General features: G+C 62.7%; 17 protein-coding genes. 15 read left to right on the plus strand and 2 right to left on the minus strand.

The annotated features are described in order from the left end of the window. Positions 1-14 precede the first annotated feature (14 nt). Together QNJ30_17505 and QNJ30_17510 are read left to right on the plus strand one after the other, a co-directional pair. The gene (locus tag QNJ30_17505) at positions 15-1,652 is read left to right on the plus strand and encodes an acyl--CoA ligase (GenBank protein ID MDJ0945267.1); all 1,638 of its coding nucleotides are present in this window, start codon (positions 15-17) and stop codon (positions 1,650-1,652) included. Between the two features lie 50 nt (positions 1,653-1,702). Beyond that, positions 1,703-2,293 (plus strand): nucleoside-triphosphatase, encoded by a 591-nt coding sequence (locus tag QNJ30_17510; GenBank protein MDJ0945268.1) that lies wholly within the window; start codon positions 1,703-1,705, stop codon positions 2,291-2,293. A 57-nt stretch (positions 2,294-2,350) separates the two neighbouring features. Here the strand turns inward: QNJ30_17510 and QNJ30_17515 are convergent, their stop codons facing one another. Together QNJ30_17515 and QNJ30_17520 are read right to left on the minus strand one after the other, a co-directional pair. Continuing rightward, a complete protein-coding gene (locus tag QNJ30_17515) occupies positions 2,351-3,202 on the minus strand; it encodes a metallophosphoesterase (GenBank protein MDJ0945269.1) in 852 nt (283 codons plus the stop codon). Positions 3,203-3,759: 557 nt separating this feature from the next. Further along, positions 3,760-4,230 carry a cyclic nucleotide-binding domain-containing protein gene (locus QNJ30_17520; GenBank protein MDJ0945270.1) on the minus strand — a complete coding sequence of 157 codons (471 nt, stop codon included), beginning with the start codon at positions 4,228-4,230 and terminating at the stop codon, positions 3,760-3,762. A 157-nt stretch (positions 4,231-4,387) separates the two neighbouring features. Between QNJ30_17520 and QNJ30_17525 the strand changes: the two genes are divergently transcribed. Genes QNJ30_17525 through QNJ30_17585 form a run of 13 tightly spaced genes read left to right on the plus strand, consistent with a single transcriptional unit; the run spans position 4,388 to position 15,260 of the window. Continuing rightward, positions 4,388-5,449: a 4Fe-4S dicluster domain-containing protein gene (locus QNJ30_17525; protein MDJ0945271.1), complete on the plus strand. Its 1,062-nt coding sequence runs from the start codon at positions 4,388-4,390 to the stop codon at positions 5,447-5,449. Then, a complete protein-coding gene (locus tag QNJ30_17530; protein ID MDJ0945272.1) occupies positions 5,409-6,239 on the plus strand; it encodes an FAD/NAD(P)-binding protein in 831 nt (276 codons plus the stop codon). The genes QNJ30_17525 and QNJ30_17530 overlap by 41 nt, the downstream gene beginning before the upstream one ends. Positions 6,240-6,242: 3 nt before the next feature. After that, positions 6,243-6,731, plus strand: coding sequence for a 4Fe-4S binding protein (locus tag QNJ30_17535; GenBank protein ID MDJ0945273.1), 489 nt, complete (start codon positions 6,243-6,245; stop codon positions 6,729-6,731). Next, positions 6,704-7,654, plus strand: a complete 951-nt coding sequence (locus QNJ30_17540) for an NADH-quinone oxidoreductase subunit H (protein ID MDJ0945274.1) — start codon at positions 6,704-6,706, stop codon at positions 7,652-7,654. The genes QNJ30_17535 and QNJ30_17540 overlap by 28 nt, the downstream gene beginning before the upstream one ends. 4 nt (positions 7,655-7,658) lie before the next feature. Further along, a complete protein-coding gene (locus QNJ30_17545) occupies positions 7,659-8,153 on the plus strand; it encodes a hydrogenase (protein ID MDJ0945275.1) in 495 nt (164 codons plus the stop codon). A gap of 24 nt (positions 8,154-8,177) precedes the next feature. Beyond that, positions 8,178-8,618 carry an NADH-quinone oxidoreductase subunit C gene (locus QNJ30_17550; GenBank protein ID MDJ0945276.1) on the plus strand — a complete coding sequence of 147 codons (441 nt, stop codon included), beginning with the start codon at positions 8,178-8,180 and terminating at the stop codon, positions 8,616-8,618. Positions 8,619-8,625: 7 nt separating this feature from the next. Beyond that, positions 8,626-9,846, plus strand: a complete 1,221-nt coding sequence (locus QNJ30_17555; protein ID MDJ0945277.1) for a nickel-dependent hydrogenase large subunit — start codon at positions 8,626-8,628, stop codon at positions 9,844-9,846. 16 nt (positions 9,847-9,862) lie between these two features. Further along, positions 9,863-11,731: a proton-conducting transporter membrane subunit gene (locus QNJ30_17560; protein MDJ0945278.1), complete on the plus strand. Its 1,869-nt coding sequence runs from the start codon at positions 9,863-9,865 to the stop codon at positions 11,729-11,731. Continuing rightward, positions 11,724-12,293, plus strand: coding sequence for a DUF4040 domain-containing protein (locus tag QNJ30_17565; GenBank protein ID MDJ0945279.1), 570 nt, complete (start codon positions 11,724-11,726; stop codon positions 12,291-12,293). Before QNJ30_17560 ends, QNJ30_17565 begins: the two co-directional genes overlap by 8 nt. Next, complete coding sequence (locus tag QNJ30_17570; GenBank protein MDJ0945280.1) at positions 12,290-12,775, plus strand: MnhB domain-containing protein; 486 nt, start codon at positions 12,290-12,292, stop codon at positions 12,773-12,775. The genes QNJ30_17565 and QNJ30_17570 overlap by 4 nt, the downstream gene beginning before the upstream one ends. Beyond that, positions 12,772-13,119 (plus strand): sodium:proton antiporter, encoded by a 348-nt coding sequence (locus QNJ30_17575; GenBank protein MDJ0945281.1) that lies wholly within the window; start codon positions 12,772-12,774, stop codon positions 13,117-13,119. The genes QNJ30_17570 and QNJ30_17575 overlap by 4 nt, the downstream gene beginning before the upstream one ends. Positions 13,120-13,152: 33 nt before the next feature. After that, positions 13,153-14,607 carry a proton-conducting transporter membrane subunit gene (locus QNJ30_17580; GenBank protein MDJ0945282.1) on the plus strand — a complete coding sequence of 485 codons (1,455 nt, stop codon included), beginning with the start codon at positions 13,153-13,155 and terminating at the stop codon, positions 14,605-14,607. A 38-nt stretch (positions 14,608-14,645) separates the two neighbouring features. Next, entirely contained in the window at positions 14,646-15,260 is a 615-nt protein-coding gene (locus tag QNJ30_17585) for a Na+/H+ antiporter subunit E (protein MDJ0945283.1), read from the plus strand. Positions 15,261-15,298 lie beyond the last annotated feature (38 nt).

The following is a 15,298-nucleotide window of genomic DNA, read 5'->3' on the forward strand; positions in this document are numbered from 1 at the left end:
TCGATCTTCCCAAGATGACCGACTACGAAGCGCTGCGGGCCGGGTTCGAACTCGAAATCCCGGAGCACTACAACTTCGGCTTCGATGTCATCGAGCGACGCGCCTTAGAGGCCGACAAGACAGCCTTCATCTACGTCGACCGCTCGGGGCAGACGATCGAATCCTGCAGCTTCAGCGACCTGAATCGCGCCTCCAATCGATTCGCCAACGTGCTTCTCGAACTGGGCATCGAAAAGGGCGATTCCGCCTTCGTCATGCTGCCGCGCGTGCCTGCGTGGTTCGAGGTGATGATCGGCTGCATCAAGTCGGGCGTGGTTGCGATGCCGGGCACCACGCTCCTCACCCCCAAGGACATCGCCTATAGACTGACGAAGTCCGGGGCCAGGCTCGCCATCGTCGGCGCCGAAGACGCCCAGAAGGTGGACGAGATCCGGGCCAACTGCCCGGCGCTGGAGCACCTCATCATCGTGAACGGAGAGCGCGAGGCTTGGATCAGCTACAAGCGGGCCTGCGCGGCGGCCCCGGATCGCTTGAGTCGCAGCGACGCGCCCCGAACCGGAGCCCGAGACACGATGCTGGTGTACTTCACCTCCGGAACGACCGGGCCGCCCAAGATGGTGCCGCAGGATCACGGCTATGCGCTGGCACACGCCCTCACCGGCCGGTACTGGATGGATCTCGAGCAGGATGACATCCACTGGACGCTGTCAGACACCGGTTGGGCCAAGGCGGCATGGGGCACCTTCCCGCCATGGCAGATGGGTGCGACGATCGTTCTCTACGATGCGGCCTCGCCTTTCGATGCCGATGCCCACCTGCGCCTTGTCGGCAGGCTCGGCGTCACGACCTTCTGCGCGCCGCCGACCGCATACCGGATCTTCGCCCAGCTGGACCTTACGCAGTACGATCTGCGCTCCATCCGTCACTCAATCGGTGCCGGCGAACCGCTCAACCCCGAAGTCATGCGGATCTGGAAGGCGGCGACCGGCACCGACATCTACGATGGCTATGGTCAGACCGAGACCGTGAACCTGGTGGCTAACTATCCCTGCCTGCCGGTCAGGCCGGGCTCCATGGGTAAGCCGGTGCCCGGCCTCGAGTTGGAACTCGTCGACGACAATGGCAACATCGTGAGCACCGGCGAGATCGGGGAAATCGCTGTACGGGTTACGGAGCCATATCCGCCGGGACTGTTCAGAGGTTACCACGGCGATCCGGAGGCCAATGCCCGCTGTTTCCGCAGCGGCTGGTACTACACGGGCGACACCGCGAGACGGGACGCGGAGCGCTATATCTGGTTTGTCGGCCGTTCGGACGACATCATCACCTCGGCCGGCTACCGCATCAGCCCCTTCGACGTCGAGAGCGCCCTCCTGGAGCACCCGGCCGTTGCCGAGTCAGCCGTGGTCGGCAAGCCGGATCCGCTACGGGGCGAGATCGTGAAGGCCTACGTCACGCTCGCTGCAGGGTTCGAAGCCTCCGAAGACCTGATACGGGAGCTGCAGAGCTTCGTCAAAAAGCAAACTGCTCCATACAAGTATCCGCGCGAGATCTCGATTCGGGATGAGCTGCCCAAGACGATCTCCGGCAAAATCCGCCGGGTCGAGCTCCGCGCCGCCGCCATAGCGGAGTCCGAGGGAGAGGCGCGATAGCGAGGCGCACGGCGGGCCGCCCACGCGGCAGTCCCATCGGGGCCGCGGGAATGCAAGATCCATCGCGCAACGGCCGGCAGCACGCCGGCAGCGAACAAGCCGGAGACGCAGGCCGCGACGGCAGGCACGTGCTTCTCCTCACGGGGAGGCCTGGCGTCGGCAAGACCACGGTGATCCGGCGGGTCGCCGGCGGATCGCAAGAGACGCGGCTCAGTGGCTTCTACACCGAGGAGATCCGCGAACACGGCGAGCGGAAGGGCTTCCAGCTGATCGGCTTCGACGGCGAAGATCGAGTCATTGCCCATGTCGACTTCCCAAAGGCCCCTCGAGTGGGCAAGTACGGTGTCGACCTGACCGCCATCGACGATGCGATATCTCTGCTCGCCTACGACCCCGCCGTGCGGCTCTACCTGGTCGATGAGATCGGCAAGATGGAGTGCCTCTCCGCGCGCTTCGTGACCGCGATGCGTAAGCTGCTCGCCGGCGACACGCCGGTTGTCGCCACGGTCGGCCTGCAGGGCGGCGGGTTCATCGCCGAGGTGAAACGATTGAAGCAATGTCTTCTTTGGGAGGTAACGCAAGACAATCGAAACAAGATGCCAAGCCGTGTCCTCGCCTGGATCACGGAGACGCAGACATAGAAGCATGTTCGACGCTGGTGATCTCTCCGGCAAATCGTCGAGCAGCGTAACGCCTGGCTAGGGCTTTTCCGGATGGCTTCGTTTGACGCATTGGCTCCGGCCCGAGTCGGCAAAGCCCTGTTCATCGGCGGGCATGAACTCCCAGGCATATTCCTGCTCGTAGAGCTTGAGGCGGAGGACACCCCAGGATCCAGCGTGAAAGGTTTCGCTGTTGGGCGCGGCTTCCCGTCTGGGGCGCAGCGGCGCGCCGCCTGTGCCCACGACGAAGCTGCGGATGCCACGCTCCGGATCCACTCGGCCCTGGGGATCTTGGGGCGCGAAACGCTCGTAGTTGTGGTCGTGACCTGAGAGGACGACGCTGGCGCCCGCTTCGTAGAGGGCCGCATACAGAGGCAGCAGGTCGGGCACCCCACCGTGCTTCCCCGAGCTGAAAACCGGGAAGTGCCAGTAGGCGAGAATACAGCGGGCTTCGGTCTTCGCCAGATCGGCGCGCAGCCAGCGCTCCTGCGGGGAGCCCTTTCGCGCATCGACGTTGCTGTTGAGCGCGACGATGTGCCAGTCGCCTAGATCGAAGCTGTGATAGCCCTTCCCGGGTTCGCCTGCCCGCTCGCCCCAATAGGCAAAATATGGGGCAGCGTCCGGGCTCCTGTACTCATGGTTGCCGGGCGTCGGCCGTGTCCGTTCCTTGTGGCGACCCCAGGTTGGCTCATAACACCTACGGAAATCCTCGGCCGAGCCTTCAGGGTAGACGAGGTCGCCTAGGGCCAGCACCGTGCCCGGCAGGCGGTCGAGCAAAGCAGCAGTGGCCGGGGTTCCGGACTCTGGGTCCTCGCCCCTCAAGCGCGACCGCATCCGGTCCCACCAACCTTCCGGGCACCACGCGACGTCCCCGGCAGCGAGCACCGTCACCGGCGTTTCTTCCGGCTTCCCCTGCGCGAGCGTAGCTGTCAGAACCCCGGCCGCAAGGATCAAGCAGATTGGTAGGCAACCCCGAATCACCGAACGTCTCATCGCTCAAAGCCGTCGACCGCCGCCTGGAACACTGCAGGCAGGGCGCACGACCGGGAAGGTGAGATGCATTTCGAGTTGCGCGACCATCACATCACCTTGTCCGGTTGTTGCATGATCGTCACCAACGTGGAAACGATCCGGAAGGTCTTCGAGCTGCCGCACTCTCCGGGGCGCACGCCATGATGCGATGTGGCTTAGACAGAAAATGAGCCAATCGGAAGCCTAGGGCTTGACCGTCCTGGGATGAAGCTTGGTAGATCAGCCCATTGCGGAACGGCCATTTCTCGATCTCGACCACCACCAACACAACCCAAGGCAGCCCCGGGACCATGAACAGTTCCTCCAGCGTCCGGTCGCCCGGCGGAGCCTCCGCCTCCAGTCTGGCGTCGGCGTCCTTTGCGACCGGTATGAATTCGCCCGTCAGTGCTGCTTCGTCCTCTGAAAGGTCGGCGGTCTCATGCGGAGGTCGGACCGTAGATGTCCATGATTTGCAAGCGCGCGGCCTGCATGCGCGCATGGATCAGAGCGGAAAAGCGTTTCATCATCTCGTATCCAAGCTTTGGATCCTGGTCGCACTTACCGCGGAGGCATTTGCCGTCCAAGGCGACAGCCCTGGTCGGTTCCGTGGCCCGGGCATCGAAATGCCACTTGTAGGGCGGGAACAGCCAGGACCAGCCCAGCACCTCGCCCGGCCCGAGCGTCTGGATCGTCAACGGCCCCTGGGTGGGCGACCAGATCTCCAAAGACACAATTCCGTGACGGATCAGGAAGAACCGGTCGGCTGGCTCGCCGTGTCGAAAGATCCTTTCCCCCTCGGCAAAGCGCACGTTGAAGGCACACTCGCTCAGCAAGGCCACGTAGTCTGAGTTCAGATCGCGAAACAGCGGGTGCTCGGCCAGATACGGTTCAAGTGTTCGTGTCCCCACGACTCGTCTCGTTCGAAAGGAAATCTCGCAGGTTGGAACGCCCTCAGTGAGATGAGTCTACCGGTGACTCCGATGCCACAGATTGATCGACGTCAAAGACCCGCCAACCGCCGGATGAGAGAAATTGGCCTTAGGCAGCAAATGCGATTGGCTGGCCATGACGTGGACGCTCGCCGACGGGTATAGGGTGGATGACGTCCTCTCGGTCCTCACCGAGAAGCGTGTGGTGTATGCCCTGGCCGAGGAGAACGAAGGCTATCGGCTTGTGAGGGCCGACGCCTGGGATCCGCAACGACACACCCTCGGCGCCTACCGGCCGGTGGAGCCGCTGAAGTCGTTGCTGTTTCGTCCCCGGGAATACCTCGGTGCCTGGAAGGATCCGAAGACCGGCAGTCCGCTGAGCGAACGGATCGTGTTCGGCGTAAAGAACTGCGATCTCTCCGCGCTGGAGATCCACGACCAGGTCTTCCTGGCCCGAGACGCGCAGGATCCGCTCTATGCGGAAGCCCGCGAGAAGACGATCCTGGTATCCTGCGATTGTACCGGGTTCCTGGACGTCTGTTTCTGTCCCGCGATCGGCGAGCAGCCATATCCGACAAAGGGCTTCGACATAAACATTTCTCCGACGCCGAAGGGCTACGTCCTGGAAAGCGGAACGGATCGGGGCGCGGATTTGCTTCGGAGAGCCGAGCGGTACCTGAAGCCGGCCGATGACAACCTGCTCGAGTCACGCGAGAGCCAGCGCAGCGCGATGTATGGCAAGCTCGTGGACAACGCTGCAGCATCCGGGCTGAGGCCGGGGGCGGATTTTCGACAGGCGGTGGAGACAGCCTTCGACTCCGGCCTTTGGGAAGACTTTGCCGCCGACTGCGTCGAGTGTGGCGCGTGCAACTTCATCTGCTGCACCTGCCACTGCTTCTTTCTGGCCGACGGCATCGATGGCCAGGGCAATCCAGCCCGCTGCAAACAATGGGATTCCTGCCTATTTCCGAATTTTGCGTGCACGGCCGGCGGGGATCCGCGTCCACGGCGATCCCAGCGATTGCGCAATCGCTTCGATAAGAAGTTCGTTTTCTTTCCGCAGGTGCTTGGACGCTACGCCTGCGACGGATGCGGGCGCTGCACGGAAGCCTGCATCGGGAAGATCGACATCCGCAAGGTGCTGAAGAGGGCAGTCGATGAATCTGGCGCCATACATGCCGGTTCCAGCGACGATTGAGCGGGTCGAAGAGGAGACCCCGTCGGTTAAGACCTTTACCCTTCGCCCAAGGGACCCGGTGGCCTTCAAGGCCGGCCAGTTCGTCGAGCTCTTCGTGCCGGGCGTCGGCGAAGCGCCCTTCACGCCGTCGTCTTCGCCCCGCATCACCGAGCGCATGGAGATCACCATCATGCGAGTCGGCCGCGTCACGGAGCGTTTGCACGCGATGCCGCCGGGCTCGGAGGTCGGTATCCGCGGGCCCTTGGGTCGCCCCTATCCCATCGAAAACTTCCGCGGGCGGGAGATCCTGATTGCCGGTGGGGGCTGCGGGGTCGGCCCCTTGCGGGCTTTTCTGATGGCTCTGATGGAAGATCTCGACGCCTACGAGCGCGTGATCATTCGCTATGGCGCGCGCACGCCGGACAACCTCGTCTTCCGCGACGCCGCGCTGAGGGGATGGGGGCGGAGCGATGCTCTGGATGTGATGTTGACCGTTGACGTGGGCGATCCGCAGTGGGACGGCCATGTGGGCGTGCTGCCGACGATCCTGACCGAGGAATATCTCGACTGTCATCCGGAGGACGGCGTCGCAGTGATGTGCGGTCCCCCGTTGATGATGCGCTTCACCGTGCTGAAGCTCCTGGAGCGCGGCTATCGTCCCGAGAACATCTATCTCTCTCTAGAGCGGAAAATGAGCTGCGGGCTGGGCATGTGCGGGCATTGCCGACTTGGCCGCTACTACGTCTGCAAGGACGGGCCCGTCTTCTCTTACGAAGAGATTCAATCCAACCCGCAACTCTGGGACGCGTAACCCATGAGCAAGCGCTTGGTCATCGATCTGGATGTCTGCGATCAATGCGATCGCTGCGGTGTGACCTGCAGTTACTTCTATCGTCCCCGTGCGACCGACAATGGGGTTCTGGCTTTGCGCGAGCGGGCGACCTTCGAGCTGATCTGCCGCCGCTGCGAGGAGCCGAGCTGCGTCGATGCCTGTCCTTACGACGCCTTGGAGCGACAAAGCGACGGCGTGCTCAAACGGCACAACCTGCGCTGTGTGAGCTGCAAACTGTGCGCCCACGCCTGCCCCTTCGGGACGATCTATCCCGACATGGTCCCGTTCTACGTGACGCCCTGCAACTTCTGTCTCGGAGCGAGCGACACCGAGCCGCCCTGCGCGCGCAGTTGCGGTCGCGGGGCACTCGCGTATCGCGAAGTGGATCCCGAGGAGCCGCGGCTGCACATCATCGACGACCACCTGGCCGCGCGATCGGCCAAGTGGATCAAGCGGGAGGAGTCGCCCTGAACGCCGCCGTCACCCTGCTGGAGTTTCTCATCTTCCCGGGCCTGCTGTTCACGGGGGCGGCCGGGTTGATCACCAGCTGGGTGGACCGAAAAGTCACGGCCCGAGTGCAGATGCGAGTGGGACCGCCCTTCCTTCAACCCTTCTACGATATCGGCAAGCTGCTCATCAAAGACACCTGCGTTCCCGCGGGCGGCTCGATCGGATTGTTCCTGCTTGCGCCGCTGATCGGGCTGGCTGCGGTCGGCTTGGCGTCGACGATCCTCTGGCGCGCCCTCTTGCATCCGCAAGCGACCTTTGTCGGCGACCTGATCGTGCTCCTGTACCTGCTCGCGATGCCCGCCCTGGCCGTGATCCTGGGCGCTTTTGCTTCGCGCAACCCTTTGGCCTCGCTCGGCGGCAGCCGAGAGATCAAGCTGATGATTGCTTACGAGTTGCCATTCGTGCTGGCTGTCCTGGTGCCGGTGATCCAGGTGCACAGCCTCCGACTGGGAGATTTCTTGGCGGCGACAGCGGCGGCGGCGCTGCCGTCCGGGATGCTGGCTCTTTTGGTTGCCATCGTATGCATGCAGGCCAAGTTGACGCTCGTGCCCTTCGACATGCCGGAGGCGGAAGGCGAACTCAGCGGCGGCGCCTACATCGAATACTCGGGGCCGCCGCTGGCCATGTTCAAGCTGACGCGGGCAATGATGCTGTTCACCCTGCCGGTCTTCCTGGTCGTGGTGTACCTCGGCGGGTCGATCGTCAGCGCGGGATGGGCGGGCAAGCTGCTCGGCCTCGGCCTCTGGACCTTCCTGGTCGCCGTAATTGTCATTTTGCGCAACACCACGCCGAGACTGCGAACGGACCAGGCGGTGCGCTTCTTCTGGGGTCCGATGACTGGGCTGGCGCTGATCGCCGCCGCCCTGGCATGGATGGGATGGTGAGGTCATGAGCTTCGCCACTCAGGTCCTGTCGCGATCCCTCAATGTGTTTCATCTCGCCGGCAGTGCCTGCAACAACTGCGACATCGAGATCCTTGACGCGCTCACGCCGAAGTACGACCTCGAGCGTTTCGGCATTGTCCTGGTTGGGAGCATCCGGCACGCGGATCTGATCCTCTTGTCGGGCATCTTCAACAAGAAGGCGGCCATCCGCGCCAAGCGGCTCTACGAACAGGCGCCGAAACCGGTGGTGGTGATCGCCGTTGGCGGTTGTCCGTGCACCGGGATCATCTTCCGCGGCTCCTACAACTGGGACGGCCCACCCAGCAATTACATTCCCATCGACGCCTACCTGCCGGGATGCCCGCCAAAGCCGGAGGCCATCATCGCGGCGGTGCTCAAGGTCGTCGAACGCCTGCGAAGCGGCGAGATCGTGCCGAAGAGGCGAATGAAGGAGAGCGAGCCGGCAATGCCGCCGGCGCCGACGGCGAGCAAGGCGTAGCGCCCGCTTCGAAAGGAGAACCGCGTGACTCGCGAAGATGTCCTCAGCCGCATAAAGGCTGCGCTTACAGACCGGCTGCTCAGCCTCGAGGAGAAATCGGCCAAGCGGGTGTTCATCGAGGTCTCGCCGGACGACGTTCCCGAGGCCAGCCGTCTGATGTTCAAGGATCTTCAGGCACGCTTTCAGATTGCCACCGGTGTCGACACTCCCACCGCCATCGAAGTGCTTTATCACTGGGCCCTGGACTCGCTGGGGTGTGTCGTCACTGTGCGCGCGCGGCTGAACCGCGAAAGCCCCGAGATCGAGTCCATTGCGCCCCTTTGCCCCGCGGCCGAATGGATCGAGCGGGAAATGTGGGAGTTGCTGGGCATCAGATTTCTCAACCACCCAGACCTGCGGCATTTGCTGCTGGGCGATGATTGGCCCGAAGGTAAGTACCCCCTGCGTCGGGATTACCAGGGGTGAGACGGCCATGACCAAGCGGACAATCATACCAATCGGCCCCTATCATGCCCTTCAAGAGGAGCCGGAATTCTTCAAGCTGCACGTGGAAGGCGAGCGGGTCGTCCATCTGGATATCGAGATTGGTTACAACCACCGAGGCATCGAGAAGCTTTCCGAGTCCAAGGACTTCGAGGAAACCATATTCATGGTCGAGCGCATCTGCGGAATCTGCTCGACGTCCCATCCGATCGCCTGCGTCCAGGCGATCGAGGAGGCAAGCGAAATCGAGGTGCCGGAGCGCGCGCTGTTCATCCGATCGACAATTGGGGAATTGGAACGCCTCCATTCGCACTTCCTCTGGCTGGGCCTTGCCGGACACTTCCTTGGCTTCAACACGATCTGGATGTGGGCGTGGCGGTACCGCGAGGATCTGCTCAGTATCCTGGAGCTCATCACCGGCAATCGAAATCACTACGGCATGATGAAGCCGGGCGGCGTCCGCCGGGACATCCTGCCGGAAAGCACCCCGGAGATCGAAAGGATGCTGGATGGGCTCAAGAAACCCATCGAGATGTTCCGGGGAGCCGTCTTGGACGATCCGCTGTTGCACGCACGGACCCAGGGTGTCGGCGTCTTGAACCGGCAGCAGGCGATCGACTTTGGCGCGCTTGGCCCGACCGCCCGGGCCTCCGGTGTCGACATCGACGTGCGCCGCGACCATCCGCACGCCGCCTATGGCCTGGTCGATTGGAAGGTGATCACCCGCGACAACGGCGACGTCTTTGACAAGGCCGTGGTTCGAATTCTGGAGATGTTCGAATCGATCAAGATCATCGAACAGTGCCTGGAACACCTCAAAACCCGAAACGGAGAGATCGACTCCAACCCCCCGCACGTCGACGCGGGCGAAGGCATTGGCCACTACGAAGCGCCGCGCGGCGAAGTCTTCCACTATATCCGCAGCGATGGCAGCAACCGTCCAGTCCGTCACAAGGTGCGGGCGCCCAGCTTCATGAATGTGCCAACGAATGCCGTGACGGTTCTGGGAGCGACAGTGGCCGACGCCACGATCATCCTGGCGGCGGTCGATCCTTGCTACTGCTGTACCGAGCGCATGGCGAGCGCCGTGGACCGGACGAGCGGCAATCGGGTCTGGGACGGCCGAGACCTCATCCGCCTGTCGCAAGAGAAAACGGAGCGCTTGAAGAAAGAAACGGGCTGGCAAGAGCCCCAGCTGCCCTTCGAGTGATGGAAAGGGCACGCGCATGGAGTTGATCGTCCATCCGGTGCTTCTGCCGATCACGTTCCCCCTGCTGGCCGGGTTGATCTGCCTCTTGATCCCTCGCGCCGCTCAGCGGACCCGCGCCATGGTGGCAGTGGTGTCGGCGGCGGTGACGGTCGGCGTCGTGTGGCCGCTCTTCTCGGATCGAGACGAACTCCTGGAGCTGGGCATCTGGTTCTCGTTGCGCGTCGACGGGTTGAGCGCCTTCGTCCTGCTGGCCATCGCGGTCTTCGGCTTCCTGATCGCCTTGTACTCCTGGAGATACATGACGGGACGCGAGCGGCACCGCGAGTATTTTGCCTATCTGCTGTGGACGCTGGGGGTCGCCTGCGGCGCGGTTCTCGCCAACGACCTGCTCATCCTGCTGGTTTTCTGGGGTTTTCTGGCGCTCGTCCTCTATCTGATGATCGGGATCGCGGGCGCCGGCGCCGCGGAGGCCGCCCGCAAGGCGCTGATGATCGTAGGGGGCACGGATGCGCTGCTCGTTCTCGGCGTGGCCTTGCTGTGGGACCTCTCCGGATCCACCCGAATGGATGCCGCTGCAGTGCCGATCGAGGGATTCGCGGCTCATGTCGCGTTTCTCACCTTCGTCGCCGCCACCTTTGCCAAGGCCGGCGCGATACCGCTTCACGCCTGGGTTCCCGATTGTGGAGCAAGGGCGCTCGTCCCGGTGACGGCCTTCTTGCCGGCCTCGCTTGACAAGCTGCTGGGACTCTATCTGCTCGCCCGCTGCGTTCTGGAGCTTTTCGAGATCACATCAGCATTGCAGACGATGCTGATGCTGCTCGGCGCCATTTCGATCCTGGCCGGGGGGCTGATGGCTTTGATCCAGCGGGATCTGAAGGTCTTGCTCGCCTACAGCAGCATCAGCCAAGTCGGCTACATGGTCCTCGGAATTGGTTGCGGCACCCCGCTTGGCCTGGCCGCCGCCCTGTTCCACATGCTCAACAACACGATCTACAAGTGCTGCCTGTTTCTCTGCGCCGGCGCGGTCGAGCGTTCCGCAGGAACCACCGACCTCGACCGGCTCGGCGGTCTCGGGAAGGCGATGCCTCTGACATTGGCTGCCTTCACAGTCGCGGCGCTCGCGATCTCCGGGGTCCCGCCGCTCAACGGCTTCGCCTCGAAATGGATGATCTACCAGGCCATCATCGGCACTGGCGAGACGGGCGGACCAGGCTGGATCTTGTGGCTCGCGGCCGCGATGCTGGGCTCGGCCCTCACGCTCGCCGGCATCATGAGGGCCCTGCACGCGACATTCCTCTGCAAGGCGGCGCCCAACATTGCCGAGCGATCGATCCGGGAAGCGCCAACCTCTATGGTTCTGCCCGCCGTCGCGTTGGCGGCCTGCTGCATCGTCTTCGGCGTGTTTGCCTACGCTGTCCCACTCGAGCTCCTCGTCTTTCCGTCGGTGCGAGCCGAAGTGATCGGCGTCTGGTGGACAGGTCCGGCAACGATCCTGATCCTGGTCGCCGTCGGCCTTGGCGGCGGCGTCTACGCGATGACCATGACCGGCGGAAAGCTTCGCCGTAGCGAGACCTACATCGGCGGCGAGCACCTGGACGAAGTCTATATACGGGGCGAGGAACGGGGCCCCGGCCGGCATGTGGAGGTCACGGGGGCGGACTTCTACGATGCGGTCGAGAAGCTGCCTGGCTTGCGCCGCCTATACCGGCTGGCCAGGACGAAAATCTTCGACGTCTACGAGGTCGGCGCGAAATCCGCCTTCTATTTTGTCGCACTGCTGCGCGGCGCGCACAGCGGTGCCCTACCGGTTTATCTGACATGGTTCATTGCCGGGCTGCTGGTGGTGCTCTACGCAATGACCCAGATCGGCCCCAGACATGATTGAAGTCATTGCCGTTTTGACTTTGTTCATGATCGCTGCGGCGATTGTCGCGGTCGGGACTTCGCGCTTGCTGTTCTCGGTCGTCAGCGTCGGTGCCGTAGGGTTTCTGTTGACGATTGCGTTTCTGTTCCTAGGCGCGCCGGATGTTGCCATCGTACAGATCGGGGTCGAAGTCATCAGCCTCGTCATCTTGATTCGGGCGACCATCGGCCGCGACGCCAAGATGGCGGTTGGCCGCCGTCGGTTCTTTGGGCTGATTGCAGCGACGACCTTCGTCGCGGCCATTGGACTCTTCGGAATCCATGCCTTTTCCGACTTTCCGGAGTTCGGCAGCTCGGTTATGGAGAGATTCACCGACGCCCCTTCCAACAGGTACCTGCAGGACGGTCTGGCCAGTACCGGGGCGCGGAACATCGTAACAGCGGTTTTGCTCGACTTCCGCGCCTACGACACCCTTGGGGAGGCGACCGTCCTGTTCTGCGCCGTCTTGGGCGCCCTCGCGATCCTTCGCCGGAAGGCGCGAGCGGCCACTACTCTCGAACAAAGCGAAGCTAGACAAGAATGAACAAACGTTCCACCGGCGAAGGCATGGGTGAAATCGTTCGAACCGTGGCCCGTTGGCTCAACGGCATCATCCTGACTTACGGAATCTACATCGTACTCTACGGCCACATTACGCCAGGCGGCGGCTTTGCCGGGGGCGTCATCATCGCCTGTGGGTTCATCCTGCTGACGTTGGCCGGCGGGCAACAGCTGGGGCTGAGCTATTTCAGCAAGACAGCGGCTTCATCTCTCGGTAGCGCCGGGGTCCTGCTCTTCCTGGCGCTCGCCTGGATAGGCATGTGGACGGCCGGTGGCGCGTTTCTCCAGAACTTCATCGGTGCCTCCGAAGAAGAGCGATTCACGCTTCTCAGCGCGGGCACCGTGTCCATCGCGGAGGTCAGCATCGGGTTAGTGGTCACAAGTTTGTTGTTCCTGGTGTTCACGGTGCTGGCCGCCTTTCAGATCCTCCCCGGGAGCAGCGAGGAGGAAGAGGAGGACCCATGATCTATCCCTTGGCCTTTCTGTTGATCCTCGTCGGGCTCTACGGCGTCGTCGCGAACCGGAATACGGTCAAGATCGTGATCAGCCTCTTGATCATGCAGCACGGCGTCCACCTGCTTCTGATTCTCATTGGCTACCGAAGCGAAGGCACGCCGCCCATCATGGATCCAGGGACGGCGCCAACGATTTTTTCGGGAGCCGCGGTTGATCCGCTTCCTCAGGCCGTCGTGCTCACATCAATCGTCATCGGTTTGGGTGTTCTCGCGCTCTTGGTGGCTTTGTGTGTCCGGCTCTATGAGCGTTACGGGACCTTTGATGTCGGCGAGATGACAAGGCTGAGAGGATAGGCCAGGTACTTGAGATATGGAAAAGGCAGTGAATTGCTGATTCCCCTGTTCATAGCGATACCCTTGGCGGTGGCCTTCTTGCTTCCGTTGGTCGCGCGCGATCGGCCGGTCCTCTCCGACTGCTTGGCCAACGCCACCATGGCCGGCCTCACGATCATGGCCTTCGCCAGCGTCGGCGAGGAGGCCTTGTACCACATGGGCGCATGGCCCACGCCGATCGGGATCGACCTGCGACTCGACCCGCTCGCGTCCCTGCTGCTGATCGCCGTCAATCTGGTCGGGTTGGCCGCCGGCATTTATTCGGTCGACTACATGCGGCGGTACACGGACAAGCGGCGCTTCTACAGCCTGTTCCTTTTTTTGGTGGCGGGAATGAACGGCGTCATCCTCGCCGGCGACCTCTTCAACCTCTACGTCTTGATGGAGATCGCGGCCGTGGCCTCTTATGCCCTGGTCGCTTTCGGCTGCCAGCACGAAGAACTCGAGGCCTCCTTCAAGTACGCCATATTGGGAACGCTGGCATCCAGCTTCATCCTGATCGGGGTGGCGCTGGTATACGGCGTGACCGGCACCTTGAACATGGCCCATATCGCGAGCCGCACGTCGGACAGCGGCATGGATCCGTCGCTCCTCTTTGCGATCGCGCTGTTCATCTGCGGGTTCAGCATGAAGGCTGCGCTCGTGCCTTTTCACGCCTGGCTGCCCGACGCCCATCCTTCGGCGCCCGCGCCGGTCTCTGCCATGCTTTCCGGCGTCCTCATCAAGGCGATCGGAATCTACGTCGTGGCGCGCCTGATCTACAACGTCTTCGGCGCGGAGGAAGGCGTACTCGGGTTGCTTCGATGGCTGGGTGTGATCTCCATGGTCGTGGGCGGGCTGCTCGCCACCGGTCAGTGGGACATGAAGCGTCTCTTCGCCTATAGCAGCATCTCTCAGGTCGGATACATCGTGCTGGGGCTCGGTCTCGGAACACCGCTCGGCGTCGTCGGCGCGCTCTATCATCTGGTCAATCATTCCATTTTCAAAGCGCTGCTGTTTCTCAATGCCGGTGCCGTGGAGTACGCCACCGGCAGTCGAGACCTGAAACGGCTGGGTGGACTGAACCGAGTGATACCCGTGACCGGGGCAACGTCCCTGGTGGCGTCCATGTCGATTGCGGGGATTCCCCCGTTGAACGGATTCTGGAGCAAACTGATCATCGTCGTGGCTTGTGTTCAAAGCGGGTTCTACGGCCTGGCCGCGGTGGCGGTCGCCGTGAGTATCGTCACCCTGGGATACCAGCTGAAGGCGCAGCGATACGCGTTCTTTGGGGCGGGGTCGCCGGTTTCGACACCCTCACTGGGTGAGCCGCGTCTCATGGCAACGGCGATGGTCGTCCTGGCGATCGGATGCATGGCGCTTTCGGTGCTGGTGATAGGCGGTCTGGGCGATCCGATCCTGATAGGCCCAGCGGCGCAGGCCCTCCTCAACGGAGCCTTCGCCCTCTAGCGGCGAGCAAGCAGGTCTCGAGGTCCGAGAAAGAACAGATGCCTAGGATCGTCGAACATAGCCCCAAGAGGCAGAAGGCCGAAAGGTTCTCCGGGGCCAAACCCGAAAACAAATCGGGCGAGGCGGTGGCCAATCATCGCTTCGCCAAGCGCCTAGTGCTGTTTGCTTTCGCGTTTGTGTTCTGGCTCCTCTTGGTCTGGCCCGTCGCGCCCGCCGATGGCCGTCTGCTTTGGGGAGACATCTCGGCCGGCCTGGTGGTCGCGGGCTTCGTGGCCCTGGTGGCGCGACAGATCGTCACAGAGCGCTTCGGTCGCCTGCTCGATCCGCTGCGCTACTTTTGGGCAGCCGTCTACCTCTTTGTGTTCGGCTACTACGTGATCAAAGCGAACCTCGATGTGGCGTACCGCGTGCTGCATCCCGCCATGCCGATCTGCCCGGGCATCGTAAGGGCGACCTCGAAGCTTCGTTCTTCATCGGCACGAACGGCTTTGGCCAACAGCATCACGCTCACGCCGGGCACGCTGACGGTCGACATCGCGGAAGACGGCACCTTCTATGTGCACTGGATCAATGTTCGGAGCCTCGAGGAAGAGGAAACTGCGAAGCGGATCCTCGGTCGTTTCGAATGGTTTATCCAAAAGATACTCGAATAGGTCAGTGGGTGGGCAACCGTGACTCCTTTTGACACGCT

Source organism: Kiloniellales bacterium, from assembly GCA_030066685.1.
In the GTDB taxonomy this organism is placed as follows: domain Bacteria; phylum Pseudomonadota; class Alphaproteobacteria; order Kiloniellales; family JAKSBE01; genus JAKSBE01.

What these genes read in the sequence shown, in the direction of transcription:
- QNJ30_17505 (MDJ0945267.1), top strand. Translation starts at nt 15, where the DNA reads ATGACCGACTACGAAGCGCTGCGGGCCGGGTTCGAACTCGAAATCCCG.
- QNJ30_17510 (MDJ0945268.1), top strand. Translation starts at nt 1,703, where the DNA reads ATGCAAGATCCATCGCGCAACGGCCGGCAGCACGCCGGCAGCGAACAA.
- QNJ30_17525 (MDJ0945271.1), top strand. Translation starts at nt 4,388, where the DNA reads ATGACGTGGACGCTCGCCGACGGGTATAGGGTGGATGACGTCCTCTCG.
- QNJ30_17530 (MDJ0945272.1), top strand. Translation starts at nt 5,409, where the DNA reads ATGAATCTGGCGCCATACATGCCGGTTCCAGCGACGATTGAGCGGGTC.
- QNJ30_17535 (MDJ0945273.1), top strand. Translation starts at nt 6,243, where the DNA reads ATGAGCAAGCGCTTGGTCATCGATCTGGATGTCTGCGATCAATGCGAT.
- QNJ30_17545 (MDJ0945275.1), top strand. Translation starts at nt 7,659, where the DNA reads ATGAGCTTCGCCACTCAGGTCCTGTCGCGATCCCTCAATGTGTTTCAT.
- QNJ30_17555 (MDJ0945277.1), top strand. Translation starts at nt 8,626, where the DNA reads ATGACCAAGCGGACAATCATACCAATCGGCCCCTATCATGCCCTTCAA.
- QNJ30_17560 (MDJ0945278.1), top strand. Translation starts at nt 9,863, where the DNA reads ATGGAGTTGATCGTCCATCCGGTGCTTCTGCCGATCACGTTCCCCCTG.
- QNJ30_17565 (MDJ0945279.1), top strand. Translation starts at nt 11,724, where the DNA reads ATGATTGAAGTCATTGCCGTTTTGACTTTGTTCATGATCGCTGCGGCG.
- QNJ30_17570 (MDJ0945280.1), top strand. Translation starts at nt 12,290, where the DNA reads ATGAACAAACGTTCCACCGGCGAAGGCATGGGTGAAATCGTTCGAACC.
- QNJ30_17575 (MDJ0945281.1), top strand. Translation starts at nt 12,772, where the DNA reads ATGATCTATCCCTTGGCCTTTCTGTTGATCCTCGTCGGGCTCTACGGC.
- QNJ30_17585 (MDJ0945283.1), top strand. Translation starts at nt 14,646, where the DNA reads ATGCCTAGGATCGTCGAACATAGCCCCAAGAGGCAGAAGGCCGAAAGG.